This is a genomic window from Amycolatopsis sp., from assembly GCF_025464955.1.
Lineage (GTDB): Bacteria > Actinomycetota > Actinomycetes > Mycobacteriales > Pseudonocardiaceae > Amycolatopsis.
In genome coordinates, this window is sequence record NZ_JAODNM010000109.1 from 18,678 (window position 1) to 36,655 (window position 17,978).

General features: G+C 68.8%; 13 protein-coding genes. 6 read left to right on the top strand and 7 right to left on the bottom strand.

Annotation, left to right across the window (positions count from 1 at the left end):
• Window positions 1-53: 53 nt before the first annotated feature.
• The 4 genes from JWQ81_RS25885 to JWQ81_RS25900 all read right to left on the bottom strand — a co-directional run bounded on the left by JWQ81_RS25885 (window position 54) and on the right by JWQ81_RS25900 (window position 7,615).
• Window positions 54-1,274 carry a glycoside hydrolase family 88 protein gene (locus JWQ81_RS25885; protein WP_297545418.1) on the bottom strand — a complete coding sequence of 407 codons (1,221 nt, stop codon included), beginning with the start codon at window positions 1,272-1,274 and terminating at the stop codon, window positions 54-56.
• A 125-nt stretch (window positions 1,275-1,399) separates the two neighbouring features.
• On the bottom strand, window positions 1,400-2,800 hold the full coding sequence (locus JWQ81_RS25890; protein ID WP_297545419.1) for an FAD-binding oxidoreductase: 1,401 nt from the start codon (window positions 2,798-2,800) through the stop codon (window positions 1,400-1,402).
• A gap of 142 nt (window positions 2,801-2,942) precedes the next feature.
• The gene (locus JWQ81_RS25895; RefSeq protein WP_297545421.1) at window positions 2,943-4,172 is read right to left on the bottom strand and encodes a hypothetical protein; all 1,230 of its coding nucleotides are present in this window, start codon (window positions 4,170-4,172) and stop codon (window positions 2,943-2,945) included.
• A 485-nt stretch (window positions 4,173-4,657) separates the two neighbouring features.
• On the bottom strand, window positions 4,658-7,615 hold the full coding sequence (locus JWQ81_RS25900; RefSeq protein WP_297545422.1) for a BTAD domain-containing putative transcriptional regulator: 2,958 nt from the start codon (window positions 7,613-7,615) through the stop codon (window positions 4,658-4,660).
• A gap of 140 nt (window positions 7,616-7,755) precedes the next feature.
• On the opposite strand from JWQ81_RS25900, the gene JWQ81_RS25905 reads away from it, so the two are divergent.
• A complete protein-coding gene (locus JWQ81_RS25905) occupies window positions 7,756-8,385 on the top strand; it encodes a TetR family transcriptional regulator (RefSeq protein ID WP_297545423.1) in 630 nt (209 codons plus the stop codon).
• Window positions 8,386-8,665: 280 nt separating this feature from the next.
• On the opposite strand, the gene JWQ81_RS25910 is transcribed toward JWQ81_RS25905, so the two are convergent.
• Window positions 8,666-9,991, bottom strand: coding sequence for a trehalase family glycosidase (locus JWQ81_RS25910; RefSeq protein WP_297545425.1), 1,326 nt, complete (start codon window positions 9,989-9,991; stop codon window positions 8,666-8,668).
• A 123-nt stretch (window positions 9,992-10,114) separates the two neighbouring features.
• Between JWQ81_RS25910 and JWQ81_RS25915 the strand changes: the two genes are divergently transcribed.
• Window positions 10,115-11,311: an ROK family transcriptional regulator gene (locus JWQ81_RS25915; protein ID WP_297545426.1), complete on the top strand. Its 1,197-nt coding sequence runs from the start codon at window positions 10,115-10,117 to the stop codon at window positions 11,309-11,311.
• 292 nt (window positions 11,312-11,603) lie between these two features.
• Window positions 11,604-13,568, top strand: coding sequence for a S53 family peptidase (locus JWQ81_RS25920; RefSeq protein WP_297545428.1), 1,965 nt, complete (start codon window positions 11,604-11,606; stop codon window positions 13,566-13,568).
• Between the two features lie 76 nt (window positions 13,569-13,644).
• Here the strand turns inward: JWQ81_RS25920 and JWQ81_RS25925 are convergent, their stop codons facing one another.
• Together JWQ81_RS25925 and JWQ81_RS25930 are read right to left on the bottom strand one after the other, a co-directional pair.
• Entirely contained in the window at window positions 13,645-14,388 is a 744-nt protein-coding gene (locus tag JWQ81_RS25925) for a peptidylprolyl isomerase (protein ID WP_297545431.1), read from the bottom strand.
• A gap of 157 nt (window positions 14,389-14,545) precedes the next feature.
• Window positions 14,546-14,983: an SRPBCC family protein gene (locus JWQ81_RS25930; RefSeq protein ID WP_297545432.1), complete on the bottom strand. Its 438-nt coding sequence runs from the start codon at window positions 14,981-14,983 to the stop codon at window positions 14,546-14,548.
• A 203-nt stretch (window positions 14,984-15,186) separates the two neighbouring features.
• On the opposite strand from JWQ81_RS25930, the gene JWQ81_RS25935 reads away from it, so the two are divergent.
• The 3 genes from JWQ81_RS25935 to JWQ81_RS25945 are packed head-to-tail and all read left to right on the top strand — an operon-like array spanning window position 15,187 to window position 17,921.
• On the top strand, window positions 15,187-16,242 hold the full coding sequence (locus tag JWQ81_RS25935; RefSeq protein ID WP_297545433.1) for an ABC transporter substrate-binding protein: 1,056 nt from the start codon (window positions 15,187-15,189) through the stop codon (window positions 16,240-16,242).
• Window positions 16,243-16,264: 22 nt separating this feature from the next.
• Window positions 16,265-17,056 carry an ABC transporter ATP-binding protein gene (locus JWQ81_RS25940; RefSeq protein WP_297545434.1) on the top strand — a complete coding sequence of 264 codons (792 nt, stop codon included), beginning with the start codon at window positions 16,265-16,267 and terminating at the stop codon, window positions 17,054-17,056.
• Window positions 17,043-17,921, top strand: coding sequence for an ABC transporter permease (locus JWQ81_RS25945; protein ID WP_297545435.1), 879 nt, complete (start codon window positions 17,043-17,045; stop codon window positions 17,919-17,921). The genes JWQ81_RS25940 and JWQ81_RS25945 overlap by 14 nt, the downstream gene beginning before the upstream one ends.
• Window positions 17,922-17,978 lie beyond the last annotated feature (57 nt).

The following is a 17,978-nucleotide window of genomic DNA, read 5'->3' on the forward strand; positions in this document are numbered from 1 at the left end:
GTCCTCTCGATTCCGGTACCCCCAGCATACGGGGTATCGGTATACGACGGCGCCTACAGCGCGAGGGCCTTGGCCACCTCCGCCGGCTTCATCAGCCGCATGAGTCCTTCGAGCAGGTAGTAGTCGGCGTACGGGAGCGAGACCTCGATCCCGTCCTCCGCCGGCCGGTTGCGGGTGCAGCGCGCGACGATGGCGTCGGCGCGGGTGGACTTCGTGGTCAGGCACGTCTTGGACAGGCCGGTGAGTATCCGCACCGCGGCGTCGGAGTAGTCCGGGCGCCGAGCGACCTTGGCGAGGTCGAGCAGGCCGCATGCCATCACCGCGCCCGCCGAGGCGTCCTTGATGTCGTTCGGAGCCTGCGGGGCGCGGTAGTCCCAGACCGGCACGTGGTCCGGGGTGAGCACGCTGAGCGCGAAGTCGGCCAGCCGCTTCGCCGTGGTCAGGAACAGTGGGTTCTTCGTGCGCCGGTAGATCGTGGTGAAGCCGTAGATGCCCCACGCCTGCCCGCGCGACCACGCCGAGGTCGGGCTGTACCCCTGGACGGTGTTCGGCCCGATCGGCGCGCCGGTGACCGGGTCGAAGTCGAACACGTGCGGGGTCGAGCCGTCCGGCCGGACGAAGTTCTGCTGGCACGTGGTCGCGTGTTCGACGGCGATCTGGAGGAACTTCGGGTCCCCGGTCTGCTCGGTGGCGAACGCGAGCAGGTCGAGGTTCATCATCGTGTCCATGATCGCCCGGCCCGCCTGGTTCGGGTCGTTCAGCGCGCCCCACGCCCGGATGAAGCGACCGGCCGGGTTGTACCGCTGGATCAGCGACCGGGCCGCCTGTATCGCGCCGTCACGCCAGACCGGGTCGCCGGTGAACCGCCACGCCGTCACCCACGACGGTGAGAAAAGGAAACCGAGATCGTGCGTGGTGGTGTCATTCTGCCGCGGTGCGAGTTTCTGCGCCGACGCGAGCGCGAGGTTCTTGAATTGATCATCGCCGCTGTAGATCCACGCCATCCACAATGTGCCCGGCCAGAATCCGCCGACCCAGTCGCCGTTCGCCGCAAAGACCCACTTCTCGAACTTGGTGGCGGTGGGAAATGAGGTGACCGCCGGCGCGACCGCGCGCAGCTTGGTGACCGCATAGTCCGCGGTGCTGCGGAAAGTCCGTGATACGTCGGCATTGTCAGTAGCAGCCAGTGCCGTACCGGGCAACGAAACGGCGGCGCCACCGAGCACCGCGGCGCCGGCCGCGGTGCTCAGCAAGGTTCGTCGGGAAATGCTCACGAAACGACCATCCTCTTTGATGGGGAACGGCCGGGGAATGCCCCGCAAAGCCTGCCCCTTTTCTACACCACCGATCTCCGCCCTGTATACAACGTTCATGGTTGTGAATAACAGAATGGATCGGGTTACCGGAGAGTGGGACGAATGTTGGGGTTGCGGTGGAAAACGTTCTCCGGGTCGTAGACGTCCTTGATCAGGGCGAGGCGGTCGTACTTTTCCTTCCCGTACGCCGCGCGGACGCGGTCCTCTTCGTAGTCGGCCATGAAGTTGACGTAGCTCCCGGAGTTCGTCGCGTGGGGGAGCAGCGCGTTCCAGAACGAACGCACCCAGGCGCGGTCGACTTCGAGGAGGTCCGGGGCCGGCGCGAGGGCGACGACGCCGAAGGCCAGCCCCGCGCGGCGCGAGCCGCCGAACGCGGTCGCGTCGTCGTCGACGTCGGCGAACGCGCCGCCCATGACCGTCACCGGCATCGTGGACATCGGCGAGGACTTCAGCGGCAAGTACTCGGTGATCACGTCGATCACCTCGTCGGTGAGCGAGTCGAGGTAGAGCGCCTTCTCGTAGGCCAGGCTGCCCCAGGGCGCGCTGTCGTCGATGAGCTTCTGCAGCATGGTGTACGGCATCGGCGAGACGAAGTCGAACAGCGGCGGCACGGTGTCGCGGATGTGCTGCGCAATCCGTGCGTGCCTGTCGGTGTCCCCGAAGCCGGCCACGACCAGCGCGTAACCCGGCGCGAACTGGTGCTCGGCCGGGACGAACGGCGCCGGCGGGGCGTTCATGCCGACGAGCATCGCGTGCGTCCCGTTGTCGAGCCCGTCGATGACGTCCCTGACCAGCTTTAGTGCCTCGGTGCCCTGGTCCAGCGGCCAGAAGTAGAAGCCGACGTCGACCAGCGGCCCGACCGGATGCAGCGCGAACTCGAATTCGGTGACCACGCCGAAGTTGCCGCCACCGCCACGCAGCGCCCAGAACAGGTCGGGCTCCTCGGCCGCCGACGCGCGGAGCACACGGCCGTCGGCGGTGACGATTTCGGCGGAGATGAGGTTGTCGATGGTCAGTCCGTGCTTCGAGGTCAACCAGCCGAAGCCCCCGCCGAGCGTCAGCCCTCCGACGCCGGTGTGGCTGACGGTGCCGGCGGGGACGGCCAGGCCGTGTTCCTGCGTCGCGGCGTCGAGCTGGGCCAGGGTGGCGCCGCCTCCGCAGCGCGCGGTGCGGGCGGCAGGGTCGACGGCGACGCTGTCCAGCGAGCTCAGGTTGATCGCCAGGCCGCCCTCGCAGACCGCGGCGCCGCCGGGGTTGTGCCCGCCGCCGCGGACCGAGATCTCCAGCCTGCGCTCACGGGCGAACGCCAGCGCCGTGACGATGTCGGCCGGGCCCGCGACCACCGCAACCACGGCCGGGCGGCGGTCGATCTCGCCGTTCCAGACCGAACGCGCTTTGTCGTATCCCGGGTCGCCCTCAACCAGCGCCGCGCCCGTGAGCTCGGCGCGGAAGGAGACCAAATCCCTGTCGGCGATGAATGTCATGCTGAAACCCCTCGGTAGTCCGAGGTTTCAGTGTCACCCGCCGGCCGTCGTGCTCGAGGCCGAAAAGGACGGACGTTCGGGCGCTTCCGTTAGCCCTTTCGGGTGGCGGTAATTCCCGAACGCCCGCCCAGTTCAGCAGTGTTCAGCAGACCGGTGCCACCGGGCTGTCCGAGCCGGTCTTCACGTAGGCGTCGGAGACGAAGTTCCCCGGGCCGATCCGGTCCCAGATCTTGCTCGTACCGAAGGTACCCGTCACGGAGTCCCCTTGGACATAACATTCGATGAGGACCTTGGCGTAGTTCGCGGCCAGCCCCTTGATCGCGGCGGAGGTGTGGCCGCTCGCGCGGACGTTCATCGGGTCGCCCGCGGTGGTGACCACCCCGGTCGGCCCGGAGCCGGTCCACAGGTAGGTCACGTTCACGTAGCCGTTGTCGGAAAGGCCGACACCGGCGGAAAACGTGCCGTCGGCGAGGTCGATACCCGACGGGTTCTGCACCTTGCGGCCGGTGTCGTCCTTACCGCCGTTGTACCCGTTCAGGTACGCGGCTTGCGCTTCCGGCTTGCCCTGCGCAACGTCCTTCCACATCTGGCGGCTCGCCGCGGGGTTCCAGTAGTCGTCCTTTTCGTTCCAGGGTCCCACTTCCCACACCGGGTCGTACTCGCAGCGGCTGCCGTCGGTGCGGCAGACCCGAGCCGAGTAGTTACCGGTTCCCTTGGGGGACAAGGATTTTCCCGAGGGGAACGAGACGAAGTGGTCGTTGCTGGTGATCACGTGGCCGTTCGCCGTGGTGCCGCCGACCAGACCTTCGCGGGTGGCGTACACCTTGTACGTCCGCGCCGCCGTGAACGCGGCCGCTTGCGCGCTGGCCACGTTGTCGGCGGTGAGCTCGACACCTGTGACGTCGGCGCTGACTCCGCGGTCGGCGTCCGTCCGCAGGGCGATCCGTACCTGGACCGACGTCGCCGGGTGCGCGAACGTGGCCGCGCCGGTGTCGGCCGGTTGCCATTCGCTCCAGTCGTCACCCGACTTCCCGCGTACGTCGACCTCCACCTCGGCGCCCGCGGTGGTGTCGGCGGAGACCGCGGCGGTGACCCGATTGGACGGTGTGGCGAGCGCGTGTTCAGGCAGCAGAAGGTATCCCTCGCTGCCGGCGGTCTGCGCGGCCGTCCGGTGCCAGGCCGGGTCGGCCAGCGCGAGCACCCCGGATGCCGCGTGCACGTTGACGTCGTCGTTGTCTACTGTGGACAGATCGGCCCACCAGCTCGTGCCGGTCGACGCTTGCGCCGGGGTGGCGGTGACCAGGGCGCCTACGGCCCCCGCGGCCGCTACCGTCGCCATCAAACGACGGGTATACCTCGTAGTCCGGACCATTCCGGTCTCCCTTCCGCTGACGTGGCCGTCTCCGGCACGCGGCGGAAGTCTTCGGCACCCCCGTACACGATCGATACAACCCGGCACTTTTCCACAAAAGCGCCCTGGTTGAGCTCTCAACCAGGGCACAAAAGTACAAAAGTGGTTCTTGTGTCGTATGTGTGGGTCCGCGACGCCTCCGTGGCTGGTGAGGTTCTTGAGGTCAGCGGGTGTGGTCGGCTGGTGGCGACTGTGGGACTCGTCGGCGTGAACGTGGGACTCGCCGGGCCGGAGTGTGGGACTCGCCGATGTGCTGTGCGAGTCCCACATTCAGCGAGGGCGAGTCCCACACTCAGACCGACGAGTCCCACACCCAGCTCCGGACACCGGCATTCGCCGTACACCGACACGACACGACCAGGCCCTTGCTGCGGTAAAACGCTGCCAGTCCACAGCAACCAGCACCCACACAGACGACCGAAGAGCCACAAAAGTGCCCTCCTTGGTTACGCGGAGGCGATGTGGCGGCGGGGGCGGTGGTGGGGTTCGGGGGGCTCGACGACTTCGGCCAGCCGGTTCGTCAATGCGGTCTCCTGTGGCACCGCGCCGAGCTCATGCCAGAGCGCCAGCGCGCGTTCCGAGTACGCGCGGGACCGTTCTGGCTGCTTGAGGGCCTGGTGCAGCTTGCCCAGCAGCTCCGACACCTCGGCCTCCGACCGCCGGTCGCCGTTGCGCCGATGCACGCTCAGCGAGTTGACCAGCAGCAGCTGGGCGTGTGCGAGATCCCCGCTGTGCAGACACAACTCGCCCAGGTGCTGGTTGGCATAACCGACGCAGTGGTCGTCTCCGAGTTCGTCGAAGATGCCGATCGCCCGGTTGACGTGCTCGCGCGCGGCCGCGAGGTTGCCGCGGCGCTGATGCAGCAGGCCGAGCCGTTTGAGCGCGTGCGCCTCGCGGTGGCGGTCGCCGATCTCGGCGGCCAGCGTGTGCGCGTCGGCGAACCAACGCCCGGCCGTGGTGTAGCAGCCCCAGGCGAGCCAGATCGCGCCGGTGGCGATCTTGGCGACCGCCTCGCCGTGCCTGTCGCCCGCTTTGTCGAACAACGCCAGCGCCTCGTGGCAGTGGTCCAGCGCTCGTTCGTTCTCGCCCTGGACGCGCAGCACGGTGCCGAGGCCGGACAGCGCGATCGCGGCTCCCTGGTCGTCGCCGATCCGCTCGAACAGCCGCCGGGACTCCTCGAACGACTCCCGGGATTCAGCGTAAGTGTCCTGGTAGAGCTGGATTTGGCCGACGTTGCGCAGCATCATCGCCTGCCCGCGGACATCGCCGGAGCGTCGTGCGGCGGCGAGCCCGATCGTGTTCGTCCGGTCCCAGTCGTCCTGGTGGCCGCGCAGGTCGAAATACGGCGTCAACGCCGCCGCGAGCCGCCACACCAGGTCGTCGAGGCCCTGCGACACGGCCAGCGACACGGCGGCGACCGCCGTCTGGAATTCCGCCTCGAACCACGCCGTCGGTTCCGCGATCAGCTGTTCGGCGTCGTTCGGGGACCAGGCACCGGACGTCGTACTGGCCCGGTAGATCCCGAAGAAGTGGATCGGCATGCGGTCCACCGCGTCGACGGCCAGCGAAAGGTAGCCCTCGAGCACCCGGCGTACGGCCGCCTGGAGGTCGCGCTCGTCATCGGACTCGGCGGCCCGCTCGACGGCGTAGACCCGCAGCAAGTCGTGCAGCCGGTATCGGGGCGCGCCGGTGACGTCCGAACCGACGAGTTCGACCAGGTGCGCGTCGACCAGCACGTCCAGCACGTCTTCGGCATCGCTCCGGTCGAGCAGGGCGGCGACGACCCAGCCGGGGAACACCAGCGGACCCAACGTCGCGAGCCGGCGGAACGCCCCGGCGGCGTCCTCGGGCAGCAGGTCATAACTCAACGTGACACTGGCGCGGACGGCGAGATCGCCGACACGCAGCTCGTCGAGCCGTCGGCGCTCGTCCCGCAACCTGTTCGCGTACATGTCGAGCGTCCACGCGGGCCGGTGGGTGAGCTTGGCGCCGGCGACCCGGATGGCCAGCGGGAGATGACCGCAGTGCCGCACGATCGCGGCCGCGCCCTCGGGCTCGGCCGCGGTCCTGGTCGCCCCGATGATGCCGGTGAGCAGATGCCCGGCCTCGCGCTCGGAGAGCAGGTCCACTTCGACGGCGGCCGCTCCGGCCAGGTCGGGCATCCGCGCGCGACTGGTGATCACGACCGCGCAGGTCCCGCTGCCGGGCAGCAGCGACCGCACCTGGGCGGCACTGCCCGCGTCGTCGAGCACCACGCAAAGGCGTGCGCCGGACAGCCGCGACCGCAGGAGCGCGGACCGTTCGGCCGCCGCCCGCGGCATGCCGGTGTCCGTTACGCCGAGTGCGCGCAGCAACTCGGCCAGCACGGACATCGGCGTGCGCGGCTCGGCGGACGTGCCGGCGAGGTCGAGGTGGAGCTGGCCGTCGGGGAACTCCGCACGCAGCGCGTGCGCGACCCGGACGGCAATGGTCGACTTGCCGACACCGGGCGCCCCCGACAGCACGACCACCGCCGGCGCTCCGTGCGCGCGTTTGGCGCGGACCAGGTCGACCAGCTCGTCGACGAGGGTCGCCCGGCCGGTGAAGTCGGGAAGGTCCAATGGCAGTTGGCAGACCGGGAAACGGGACGCGGGCCGAGGCGCCGCGGATGGCGGTTCCTTCGGCAGCAGCGCTTGGACCTGACGCAGGCGCGGGCCGGGGACAGCGCCGAGTTCCTCCCGCAGCACGCGCTCTACCTCGGTGTACGCCTGTCTCGCTTCGGCCTTGCGGCCGACGGCCGTCAGCGCCATGATCAGCTGTTGCCAGAGTTCTTCGCGCAGGGGATGTTCGGCCACCAGCCCGCGAAGTTCGGCGATGGCCTGCGCGGACTGACCGAGCTCGATGCGGACGTTGAGGCGGTGCTCCCGCACGGAAAGCCGCAGCTCGGTGAGCCGCGCGACGGTCGAACCCCAGCTGTGGTCGTGCGGCAGCCCCTCGAGGATCTCGCCACGCCACAGCCCGTCGGCGAGGTCGAACAGTTCGAGCGCGGTTTCCGGCTCACCCCGGTGCAGCGCCCGCTCGGCGGCGGCCGCGCGGCGCTCGAACAGGACGAGGTCGATTTCGTCCGGCGCGGCGGTCAGGATGTAGCCCGACGCCCGGCTCTGGATCCGTTCGGCCAGGTCGGCGCCGCTTTCGGCAAGACGTCTTCGCAGCGTGTGGACGTACGTGCGGACATTGGCCGCGGCCGAGCGCGGTGCTGTCGACGGCCACAGGATGTCGATCAGGAGCTCGGTCGAGACCACGACGTTCGGTTGCAGCACCAAGGCCGCGAGCAGCAGCCGAGGCTTCGGACCACCCAGTGGCAGCGGCCGCCCGGCAGCCTCGACCTCAAGTGGTCCCAGAACGCGAAAAGAAATTGAATTCATGTACACCGCCCGTAAGGGAGGACCCCAGTTATTCCGGATCGTATGACGCGGTCGGCCGAATGGCTAGCTCCATTCGGATGGCCGGGCCGTGAACTGTTCGTGTGCGCGGGCGGGAGTTCCGGCGTTGTTAGGCTCGGCTGGTGAGCGACCAACCCGGATTGCGTGAGCGGAAGAAGCAGCGGACCCGCGAGACCATCTCGAGCACGGCGATCTCCCTGTTCCTCGAGACCGGTTTCGACCAGGTTTCGGTTGCGGAGGTCGCCGAAGCGGCCGAGGTGTCGAAGCGAACGCTGTTCGCCTACTTTCCGAGGAAAGAGGACCTGGTCATGCATCGCCTCGCGGACCACGAGACGGAAAGCGCCCGCGTGGTGCGGGAACGGCCCGCCCGCCAGGCGCCGTTGACGGCCCTGCGGAACCATTTCGCCGCCGGGCTTGGCGACCGCGATCCGATCACCGGCCTCAACGACCGGCCCGAGATCGTCGCCCTCGCGCAGATGGTGCTCACCACCCCGGCCCTGACCGTCCGGATGCTGCGGTTCAACGCGGGCGCCGAAGCCGCGCTGGCCGACGCGCTGCGTGCGACAGCGTGGGTCGATCCGGTGGTCGCCAGGCTCGTTTCCGCGCAGATCGTCGCCGTGCGTTACACGCTGTCGGTGGACAATTCGACCGCGATGGCCGGTGGGCTGAGCGCGGACGAGCGGTACCCGGCCGCCGTCGCCGCGGCCGACCAGGGCTTCGACATGTTGCGTGACGGCGTGAAACTCGGTTGAGGCGGACAAGAACGGCTTTCTTCTTGCCGTCCGTGTTCGTGCGCTCGTCGGGTTACCGCACCGCCGTCCGTAAATGCACAAAAAAATCCCGGCGCCACTGGGATCGGCCTTAAGGCTGCCCGGCGCCCAGGGCGGCGAGGCGGTATTCGGTGAGTTTCCAGGTTGTGAAAATGAGAAAGGCCGGGCCGGCGCGGCCGGAAACGGTTCTGTGAATGATTCGGTGCCATCGGAAAGGCGATCGCCGCGGCCGCGGCGGCCGGTGGCGGAACCGTGGATGGTTCTAAGTGGCCGGAACGCTCACGAGCAGGTCGACGGTGAGGGCAGCGGTCCAGCTGAACGACCGGGCGCCGTGGCCCTCACCGATAACCGGGTCGGAGTACTCCGCGAAGTCCGTGCGCCACGCGGAATCGAGCAGATCGGACCGCAGGCGGCGGGCCAGACCGGGTTCACCGTGGGCGAGCAGGCCACGGTGAACCAGCCAGCCGATGTTGGTCCACGCCGGGCCGCGCCAGTACTTCGCGGGGTCGAATCCGGCCGCGGTGAGGTCGTAACTCGGCACCCCGAGCGCGATGCCGAGGCCGAACCGTGGCCCGGTCGCGGTCGCCAGCAACTCGGCGGCGACAGGCAGTTCCGGCAGCAGCAGCGGCAGGAGTCCGGTGCAGGTGAACTCCTGCGACAGCTTGCCGGTGAGCACGTCGCGGGTAAAGAAGAAGCGGGACTCGGCGTCCCAGAGGTGTTCGACGAGGGCGTCCATGATGCGCGCGGCGGTCTCCGCGTGCCGCGACGGCAGGCCGAGCTCGGTGGCGATCTCGTCCAACGCCAGTTCCGACGCGGCGAGCAGCGCGTTGAATCCCGGGTCTTCGACGGCGAACCTGTTCTCGCCGTCGAGCCAGCGCGCGTCGGCGTAGCCGATGTCGCGGTACTCGGTGGCGAGGCGCACGTATCGGCCGTAGTCCTCGTCCGTCGGCCGGTCGGCGGCATGCCCGTGCTCGAGGTCGCGGCGGGTGAACGCGGCGGGGTCGATCGAGGTCACGGCCGACAGCGGGACGTCCCACGCCGGACTGTTGTCCATGCCCGATTCCCAGGGGTGCACGATCGAAACGAGGCCGTCCCCGCTGAAATCGCGCCGGGTGCGGAGGTAGGAGTGCCAGGCGACGAGCTTGGGGTACATCTCGGCCAGGAAGCCCGCGTGGTTCGAACCCGCGCGGTCGGCCCGGTGGACCTCCCAGACGGCGAGCGCGTGCACCGGCGGCTGCACGATGCCGGAGGTGGCGCCGGTCTGCCAGAAACCGGGGCCGGGGAAGTACGCCTCGGGCGGGGTGGCGAGGTCGAACAGGATGTGCGGAACCCGGCCGCCCGCCCACTGGCCGGTGAACAGGGTCCGCAGTTCACGCCGGGCTCGGCTGGGGGAAAGGTGCCGCATGCCCAGCGAGATGAACGCCGAGTCCCAGCTCCACTGGTGGGGGTACAGCGAACGCGAGGGAACCGTCGACGAGCCGAGCCAGTTCGCCGCGAGGACGTTCGTCGCGGCCGCCAGCAGCCAGCCCTCGGTATCTCCCGGCGCGCTTGCCGAGCCCGGCCGGGCGAGATGGGCGACACTGGGCATTCGAACCCCCGGCTCAACGGAATGTTTCGGTTATGTGTCCAACTTATCTCCTACTTATGTCTTGTCAATGGACAAAAGTGTCCGCGGGCATGACCTACACCACAGCGCGAGGGGTGTCCTGACGTGGCAGATGCCAACCTGACGCCCGCGACGAGCGCGGGCGAGCTGCTCCGGCTCGTGCGGACCGGGCAGGCGACGACGCGCAAGGCGCTGCAGAACCTCAGCGGGCTCTCGAGGTCGACGCTGACCAGCCGATTGGACGCCCTGCAGTCGGCAGGCTGGCTCACCGAGTCCGGCCAGGAGGACTCCACCGGCGGACGCCCGGCGCGGCAGCTGCGCTTTAACAACCGCCATGGCGTGCTGCTCACGGCCAGCATCGACACCATGCACGCCGAGGTCGCGGTCACCGACCTCGGCGGGCAACGGCTGGCCAGACGTGCGGGCGCGATGCGGGTCGCCGACGGCCCGGAGCCGGTGCTCGACCGTGTGCTCGGCTGGTTCCGCGGGTTGCTGGCCGACTGCGGGCACCGGCTCGACGAGGTCCGCGGTGTCGGGCTGTCGGTGCCGGGTCCGGTCGACCACCTTCTCGGCCGTCCGGTCCAGCCGCCGATCATGCCGGGCTGGGACGGGTTCGACATCCCCGGTTACGTCGGCGCGCGGGTGCCGGCGCCGGTGCTCGTCGACAACGACGCGAACGTGATGGCGCTCGGCGCCCAGCGTGCGGGGTTCGCCGACAGCCCGGCGTTCGTGCTGGTCAAGGTGTCGACCGGGATCGGCGCGGGGCTGATCGTCGGCGGCGAGGTCTACCGCGGGATCGACGGCGGCGCCGGCGACATCGGGCACATCCGGCTGCCGGGCTCGTCGGCCGCGCGCTGCATGTGCGGGTCCACCGGCTGCCTGGCCGCGGTCGCGAGCGGCGGGGCGCTCGCCGCGCGGCTGACCGAGCTGGGGCAGCCCACGGCGTCCGGTTCGGGTGTGCGGAAGCGGGTGCTCGACGGCGAGTCGGACGCGGTGCGGTTGACCCGCGTCGCCGGGCGGCAGGTCGGTGAGGTGCTCGCGACGCTCATCTGCGTGGTCAACCCCGGCGTGCTGGTGATCGCCGGCGACCTCGCCGAGCCGCATTTCGTGGCGGGGGTGCGGGAAACGCTCTACCAGCGGGCCCTGCCCAGGGCGACCCAGCGGCTCCGGATCGAGATCAGCGAGCCGGCCGAGGGCGTAGCGATCGCCGGAGCCTGTGCGATGGTGGTGGAATCGGTATTCGCGCCGGCCGAAGTGGACCGGCGGCTGGCCGTCCTTTCGTCGGTAACGACAAGTCGATAATCGCGTCCGGTTTTGAGAACCCGCCGAAAGTAGGTAGCGGACTCGGATATCAGGAGTCCGCCTTCGTCGGCGTTGCCTTCTGGCGTGCGCCAGCGGGGAAGGTTTCCCCAGGACGATTTTCCCAAAAGGGACTTTCCGTGGTCCATCCTTAATGGACACTCAAGTGGTAAATTTCTCCCCACTTCATAACATTCTCGTCTCTTGGAGGGTTTCCCACCCGGGCATGGCACCCGCGATCTATTCTCTGGCGTGGTCCGCCCATATCCCGGGCCGGCATCGAGAGGGAGTCCTAGTGCGAAGAACCCTTACCTTGTTCATGACCCTTGCGCTGGCGGGAGGAATCACCGCCGCGGTGGCCGCGCCTGCCGATGCCCAGGGGCGTTCGACCATTCCGCAGTCGCATCCGTTGTGGGCGAACCCGCAGACGAAGGTTGCCGACTCGGCGCCGGCGGCCAAGATGAGCTTCCGGGTCTACCTGAACCTGCGCGATGAGGCGGCCGCCGAGGCCGCGGCGCAGTCGGTGTCCTCTCCGGACAGTCCCAACTACCGCCACTACCTGAGCACCGACCAGGTTCGCGACCAGTTCGCGGCCAGCGACACCACGGTGTCCGCGGTGAAGAACTGGCTGTCCGGCAGCGGGTTCGCCATCGGCGACGTGCCTTCGAACAAGGCGTATGTCGAGGCGACCGGCACGACCGACCAGGTCCAGCACGCCTTCGACGTCAACCTCGCCAAGTACAAGGTGAAGGGCCAGACGCTCCGCGCGTCGAACAAGGACCTTTCGGTCCCGGCTTCGCTCGCCGGTGACGTCATCGGCGTCGTCGGTGTCGACCAGGCCACGTCGCTGTTCAAGCCCAACAACACCACCGGTGCGGCCACCGACAGCGCGGCGACTCCGACCGACGATCCGGTTCCGCCGCCGTCGAAGGGTTTCCGCAACGCCAGGCCGTGCAGCGCTTACTACGGCGAGAAGGTCGACACGACCGACCCGGCGTACAACGGCAAGCAGTTGCCCTACGCGCCGTGTGGGTACACCCCCGCCCAGCTGCGTTCGGCCTACGGGGTCGACAAGGTCGGCGCCAACGGCAAGGGCACCACGATCGCGATCGTGGACGCCTTCGCTTCGCCGACGATCTTCCAGGACGCGAGCCGGTACGCGAACACCAACGACCCGGCGAACCCGCTGAAGGCGTCGCAGTTCTCGCAGCACGTCTTTCCGGCCACCCCCGGCCAGTCGGCTCCGGACCAGTGTGACGCCTCCGGTTGGTACGGCGAGGAGACCCTCGACGTCGAGGCCGCACACGGCCTCGCGCCGGGCGCGAACATCCTCTACGTCGGCGGTGCGGACTGCCAGAACACCGGCCTCGACACCGCGCTGAACTACATCGTCGCCGGCCACAAGGCCGACATCATCTCGAACTCCTACGGCGACACCGGCGAGGACATCCCCGCCGACGAGGTGAAGGCGTTCAACCAGATCTCGCTGCAGGCCGTGCTCGAGGGCATCGGCGTGTACTTCTCCTCCGGTGACAACGGCGACGAGGTCGCCCGTCTCGGCACGCCTTCGCCGGACTACTCGGCTTCGGCGCCGTGGATCACCGCGGTCGGCGGCACCAGTCTCGCGGTCGGCAAGGACGGCAAGAAGGTGTTCGAAACCGGTTGGGAGACCGGCAAGAGCGTCCTGACCAACGGTGCCTACACCCCGGGCTTCCCGGGCGGGTACACCTCCGGTGCCGGCGGTGGCACGAGCCGCCTGTTCAAGCAGCCCTTCTACCAGAAGGGTGTCGTCCCGGACTCCCTGTCGACGCTGAACCAGACCGGTAACACCAAGGGCCGCGTGGTTCCGGACATCTCCGCCGTCGCGGACCCGAACACCGGCTTCCTGGTCGGCCAGACCCAGACCTTCCCCGAAGGTGTGAGCTACGACCAGTACCGCATCGGTGGCACCAGCCTCGCGTCGCCGGTCTTCGCGGGCATCATGGCCGTGGCCGACAGCTTCGACCACTTCCACCACGGGTTCATCAACCCGGTCATCTACCAGCTGACGTCGAAGACCTCGGCGATCAGCGACGTCAAGCACGTGGACGGTGCCGTCGAGCGCGTCGACTACGCCAACTCGGTGGATGCTTCCGCCGGGCTCATCACGTCGGCTCGCAACTTGGACTACCCGAACCTGACGATCCACACCACCAAGGGCTACGACACCACGACGGGCCTCGGCTCGCCGAACGGACTGTTGTTCCTCTTGCTCGTCTAGCTGGTTCCACGGAAAGGGCCGTTCCTCGCACCGAGTGCGAGGAACGGCCCTTTCGCTGTGTTCGAGTCCCTTTCGGCTACCAGGAGAGGCGGGCGTGGGCGATGTTCGTGGTGCGGACGGGCGCGCCGTCGACGGGGACGGTGCCGGGAGGGGCGGTGGGGTCGGGCGTGACGCCGCCGGCGGCCACCTTGTCCAGCGTCTTCAGGCCTTCGTTTCCGACGGTCCCGAAGATCGTGTAGTTCGGCCGCAGCGCGGAGTCTCCGAAGACGAGGAAAAACTGGCTGCCGTTGGTGTCCGGCCCGGCGTTGGCCATCGCCAGCACCCCGCGGGCGTACACCTTGCGCGCGCCGGTCGGGTCGGTCGGCGACGGCGGCAGGTTCGTCGGCAGCTCGTCCTTGAAGCTGTAGCCCGGCCCGCCTTCACCCGTACCCGTCGGGTCGCCGCACTGCAGGACCTTCAACGTCGAGTACGTCGTGAGCCGGTGGCACGTCGTGTGGTCGTAGAAACCGCTGAGCGTCAGGTGCAGGAAGCTCTGCACTGTGCACGGCGCCTCCGCGCGGTTCAGTTTGAGCGGGATGTCGCCCTGGTTCGTCTTCAGCTTGACGTCGACGCTGCCGTGGTCCGGCGTGTGCTTCGGGTCCCAGGGCAGGCCGACCGGCCGCGCGGCGGGGTCGTCCGGCGTCGTGGTGTAGCCGCAGGGGCCGTGGGTGCTCTTCGGTGGCGGCGGGGTGGTGCTCAGTGGGGCCGCCGACGCGGTCGCTGCCGGACCCGCCAGCAGGAAGCCGCCCACGGCCAGGACAGCGATCAAGGATTTGCGCACGGAAGACCTCCGGAGTCGGGGTGGAGAATCGCGAACCTACCAACTCCGGCGCTCCCCGCGCTGCCCCCGAAAGCCGGGCAACCATCGCAACTCGCCGGCGAGTTGCGATGGTTACGGATGCTAAGTACCGCAACTCGACGGCGAGTTGCGGTCGGGGTCAGCTGCGTTCGGCGAGTGCGACGAACTTCGCCAGGGAGGTTTTCAGGTCACCCTTGAGGGCGCGGCCCACGGCTGAGCCGATCGGGCCGAACAGGCCCGGTGCGGTGAACTCGGCGTCGATGGAAAAGGCGGACCCGCGCGCGTCGGGCCGGACGGTCAGGGCGAGCGACACCTTCACGCCGCCCTTGCCATCCCCCGCGAGGGTGATGAGGGTCGGCGGGTCGAACGTACGGACGGTCCAGTCGATCCGGTTGCGCAGGCCCTTGACCGAGACGACCGAGGTCAGTGTGGTGCCGGTGGTGATCTCGGCAGGCAGGTCACCGCGCCAGCCTTCGTGCAGGGACAGCCATTCGCCGAACCCGGACAGGTCGGACGCCGTCGCCCACGCGATGTCCGGCGTCACCGGCATGGTCGCTTCGACGCTCACCTTGGGCATCGGTCCTCCAGCTCGTTTCCAGTGTTCTCGGGGACCGTACTTGCCCAGGACGCGATTCGCTCGAGACAGGCCGAACAGGGCAGGCACGTCTTGTCAAGGTTTACCGGGATTTTCCCGCCATGCGGATGACGATGCAGCCGACGGGATGGACGTGGGATTCTCGGCCGGATAACTGGCATCTCCCTGCGAAAGGCCCTGCTCCCGTGCGCATCAACCCGAGACCCCGAATTCTGGCGGCCGTGCTCGCCGCGACCGCACTGGCCGCCGGGCTCGCCGCCTGCTCGCGGGCGGACAGCGCCACGGCGCCCGCCGCGAACCAGGGTGCCGCGAGCGAGGTCCGGGTCGGGTACTTCCCCAACGTGACGCACGCCCCCGCGCTGATCGGGGTCAAGAACGGCTACTTCACCCAGGAGCTCGGTACCACGAAGCTGAGCACGCAGACGTTCAACGCCGGCCCCGACGAGGTCAACGCGCTGCTCGGCAACTCGCTCGACGTCGCGTTCATCGGTTCCGGCCCGGCGATCAACGCCTTCACCAAGTCGAAGGGCACCATCCAGCTCGTCGCGGGCGCGGTGTCCGGCGGCGCACAGCTCGTGGTCAAGCCCGGCATCACCTCGCCCGACCAACTCAAGGGCAAGACGATCGCCACCCCGCAGCTCGGCAACACCCAGGATGTGTCGCTGAAGAAGTACCTCTCGCAGCAGAAGCTGACCGGCCAGGTCAACATCACCAACCTCGACAACGCGAAGACGCTCGCCGCGTTCACCAAGGGCGACGTCGACGGCGGCTGGCTGCCGGAGCCGTGGGCGTCCCGGCTCGTCGACGCCGGCGCGAAGGTGCTGGTCGACGAGAAGACGCTGTGGCCGAACGGGCAGTTCCCGAGCACCGTGGTGATCGTGCGCAGCGAGTTCCTCCAGCAGCACCCGGACACCGTGCGCGAGATCCTCGCCGGTGAGCAGAAGGCCATCGACTGGGCCATCGCCAACCCGGCCGACGCGAAGACCGCGGTCAACGCGGAGTTGAAGCAGCTGACCAACAGCTCACTGAGCCAGGGCGTACTGGACAGGGCGTTCTCCAACATCGCGCTCGGCCTCGACCCGATCGCCGCCGAGTACCCCCAGCTCGCCCAGGACTCGGTGACCGCCGGCGTGGTCAAGGACGTCGCAAACCTCAAAGGCTTCGCCGATTTCGGACCGCTGAACGAGGTACTGAAGGCAGCGGGTAAGCCCGCGGTCGAAGCGCCCGGTCTGACCAAATAGCTTCTGAGAGCAGAGGAACGCGATGAGCGCCACACTCGAAGACTCGCCACGGCTGGCTTCCACCGAGGTAGCGGTGAAGCTCGACGGCGTGCGCAAGGTGTACGGCCGCGGTGACCGCGCGGTCACCGCGCTGGACGGGCTGGATCTGCGGGTGGCGCCCGGCGAGTTCGTCTGCCTGCTCGGCGCGTCCGGCTGCGGCAAGAGCACTCTGCTGAACCTGGTCGCCGGGCTGGACAAGCCGTCGGCGGGTTCCATCGAGCTGAACACGTCCCGGCCTGCGGTGATGTTCCAGGAGGCCGCGTTGATGCCGTGGCTGACCGCCGCCCGCAACGTCGAACTGCCGTTGCGGCTGGCCGGGTTCGGGCGCGCGGACCGGCGTGCCAAGGCCGCTGAGCTGCTCGAGCTGGTTCGGCTCGGCGGTGTCGGCGCGAAGCGTCCGCACGAGCTTTCCGGCGGGATGCGGCAGCGGGTCGCGCTGGCCAGGGCACTCGCCGCGACGCTGCGCGTGGACGGCGCCGACGCACCGGCGCTGCTGCTGATGGACGAGCCGTTCGCCGCGCTCGACGCGATCACGCGCGACGTCATGCAGGGCGAGCTGCTGCGGATCTACCGAAGCACGGGCACAGCGGTCCTGTTCGTCACGCACGATGTGCGCGAGGCCGTCCGCTTGGGCCAGCGTGTCGTCCTGCTGTCGTCGCGGCCGGGCAAGGTCGTGCGGGAATGGGCCGGGTCGCCGGGGGTCGAGGACGCCGAACTGACCGACGAGATCACGGCACGCCTGCGAGAGGTGATCAGTTCCCATGCCGCAGGTTGACGGTTCGACCGATCTTTCCGCGGTCGAAGCGGGGCTCGACGCGCTCGACACACCGGAGGCCCGCGGGGAACGGCGGTCGAAGCGGTTCCTGCGGACCGCGGTGCCCCCGCTGGTCGCGATCGCGCTGCTGATCGTGGTGTGGCAGGTGCTGTGGGCGGCCGCGCTCTGGCCCGAGACCTCGCTCCCATCGCCGATTTCGGTGTGGGACGAGTTCGCCGGCACGGTGTCGAACGGCAAGGTCTTCGGGTTCGTCTGGACGTCGGTGCACCGTGCTGTCCTCGGGTTCCTCGCCGGTGTCGTGATCGGTGTCCCGCTCGGCCTGCTCGTGGCGAGGGTCCGTGTCGTGCGTGCGGCGATCGGGCCGCTGCTCGGCGGGCTGCAGAGCCTTCCTTCGGTCGCCTGGGTGCCCGCGGCGATCATCTGGTTCGGCCTCAACGACAGCGCGATCTACTTCGTCGTGCTGCTGGGCTCGGTCCCGTCGATCGCGAACGGGCTGATCTCGGGTATCGACCAGGTGCCGCCGATCCTGCCGCGCGTCGGCCAGGTCATGGGCGCCGGCAAGCTGGCGTCGGCGCGGCACATCCTGCTGCCCGCCGCGTTACCGGGCTTCCTCGCCGGGCTGAAGCAGGGCTGGGCGTTCACGTGGCGCTCGCTGATGGCCGCGGAACTGATCGCGAACTCGCCGAAACTGGGTGTGGGCCTCGGCACCTATCTCGAAGACGGGTCTTCGTTCAACAACATGCAGGGCGTGATCGCCGCGATCTTCCTGATCCTGCTGGTGGGCGTGGGTATCGAGCTGATCGTGTTCCGGCCGCTGGAGCGGTTCGTGCTGCGGTCGAGGGGGCTCACCGGGTCCTTCGCGTAGCCGGATACGGGAACGAATTCGTCACAATGTTCGTTCTCAGAACCTACGACTCCGTAA

Coding starts and splice junctions, on each gene's coding strand:
- JWQ81_RS25890 (WP_297545419.1), bottom strand. CDS start 2,800: ATGACATTCATCGCCGACAGGGATTTGGTCTCCTTCCGCGCCGAGCTC.
- JWQ81_RS25895 (WP_297545421.1), bottom strand. CDS start 4,172: ATGGTCCGGACTACGAGGTATACCCGTCGTTTGATGGCGACGGTAGCG.
- JWQ81_RS25900 (WP_297545422.1), bottom strand. CDS start 7,615: ATGAATTCAATTTCTTTTCGCGTTCTGGGACCACTTGAGGTCGAGGCT.
- JWQ81_RS25910 (WP_297545425.1), bottom strand. CDS start 9,991: ATGCCCAGTGTCGCCCATCTCGCCCGGCCGGGCTCGGCAAGCGCGCCG.
- JWQ81_RS25930 (WP_297545432.1), bottom strand. CDS start 14,983: ATGCCCAAGGTGAGCGTCGAAGCGACCATGCCGGTGACGCCGGACATC.
- JWQ81_RS25940 (WP_297545434.1), top strand. CDS start 16,265: ATGAGCGCCACACTCGAAGACTCGCCACGGCTGGCTTCCACCGAGGTA.
- JWQ81_RS25945 (WP_297545435.1), top strand. CDS start 17,043: ATGCCGCAGGTTGACGGTTCGACCGATCTTTCCGCGGTCGAAGCGGGG.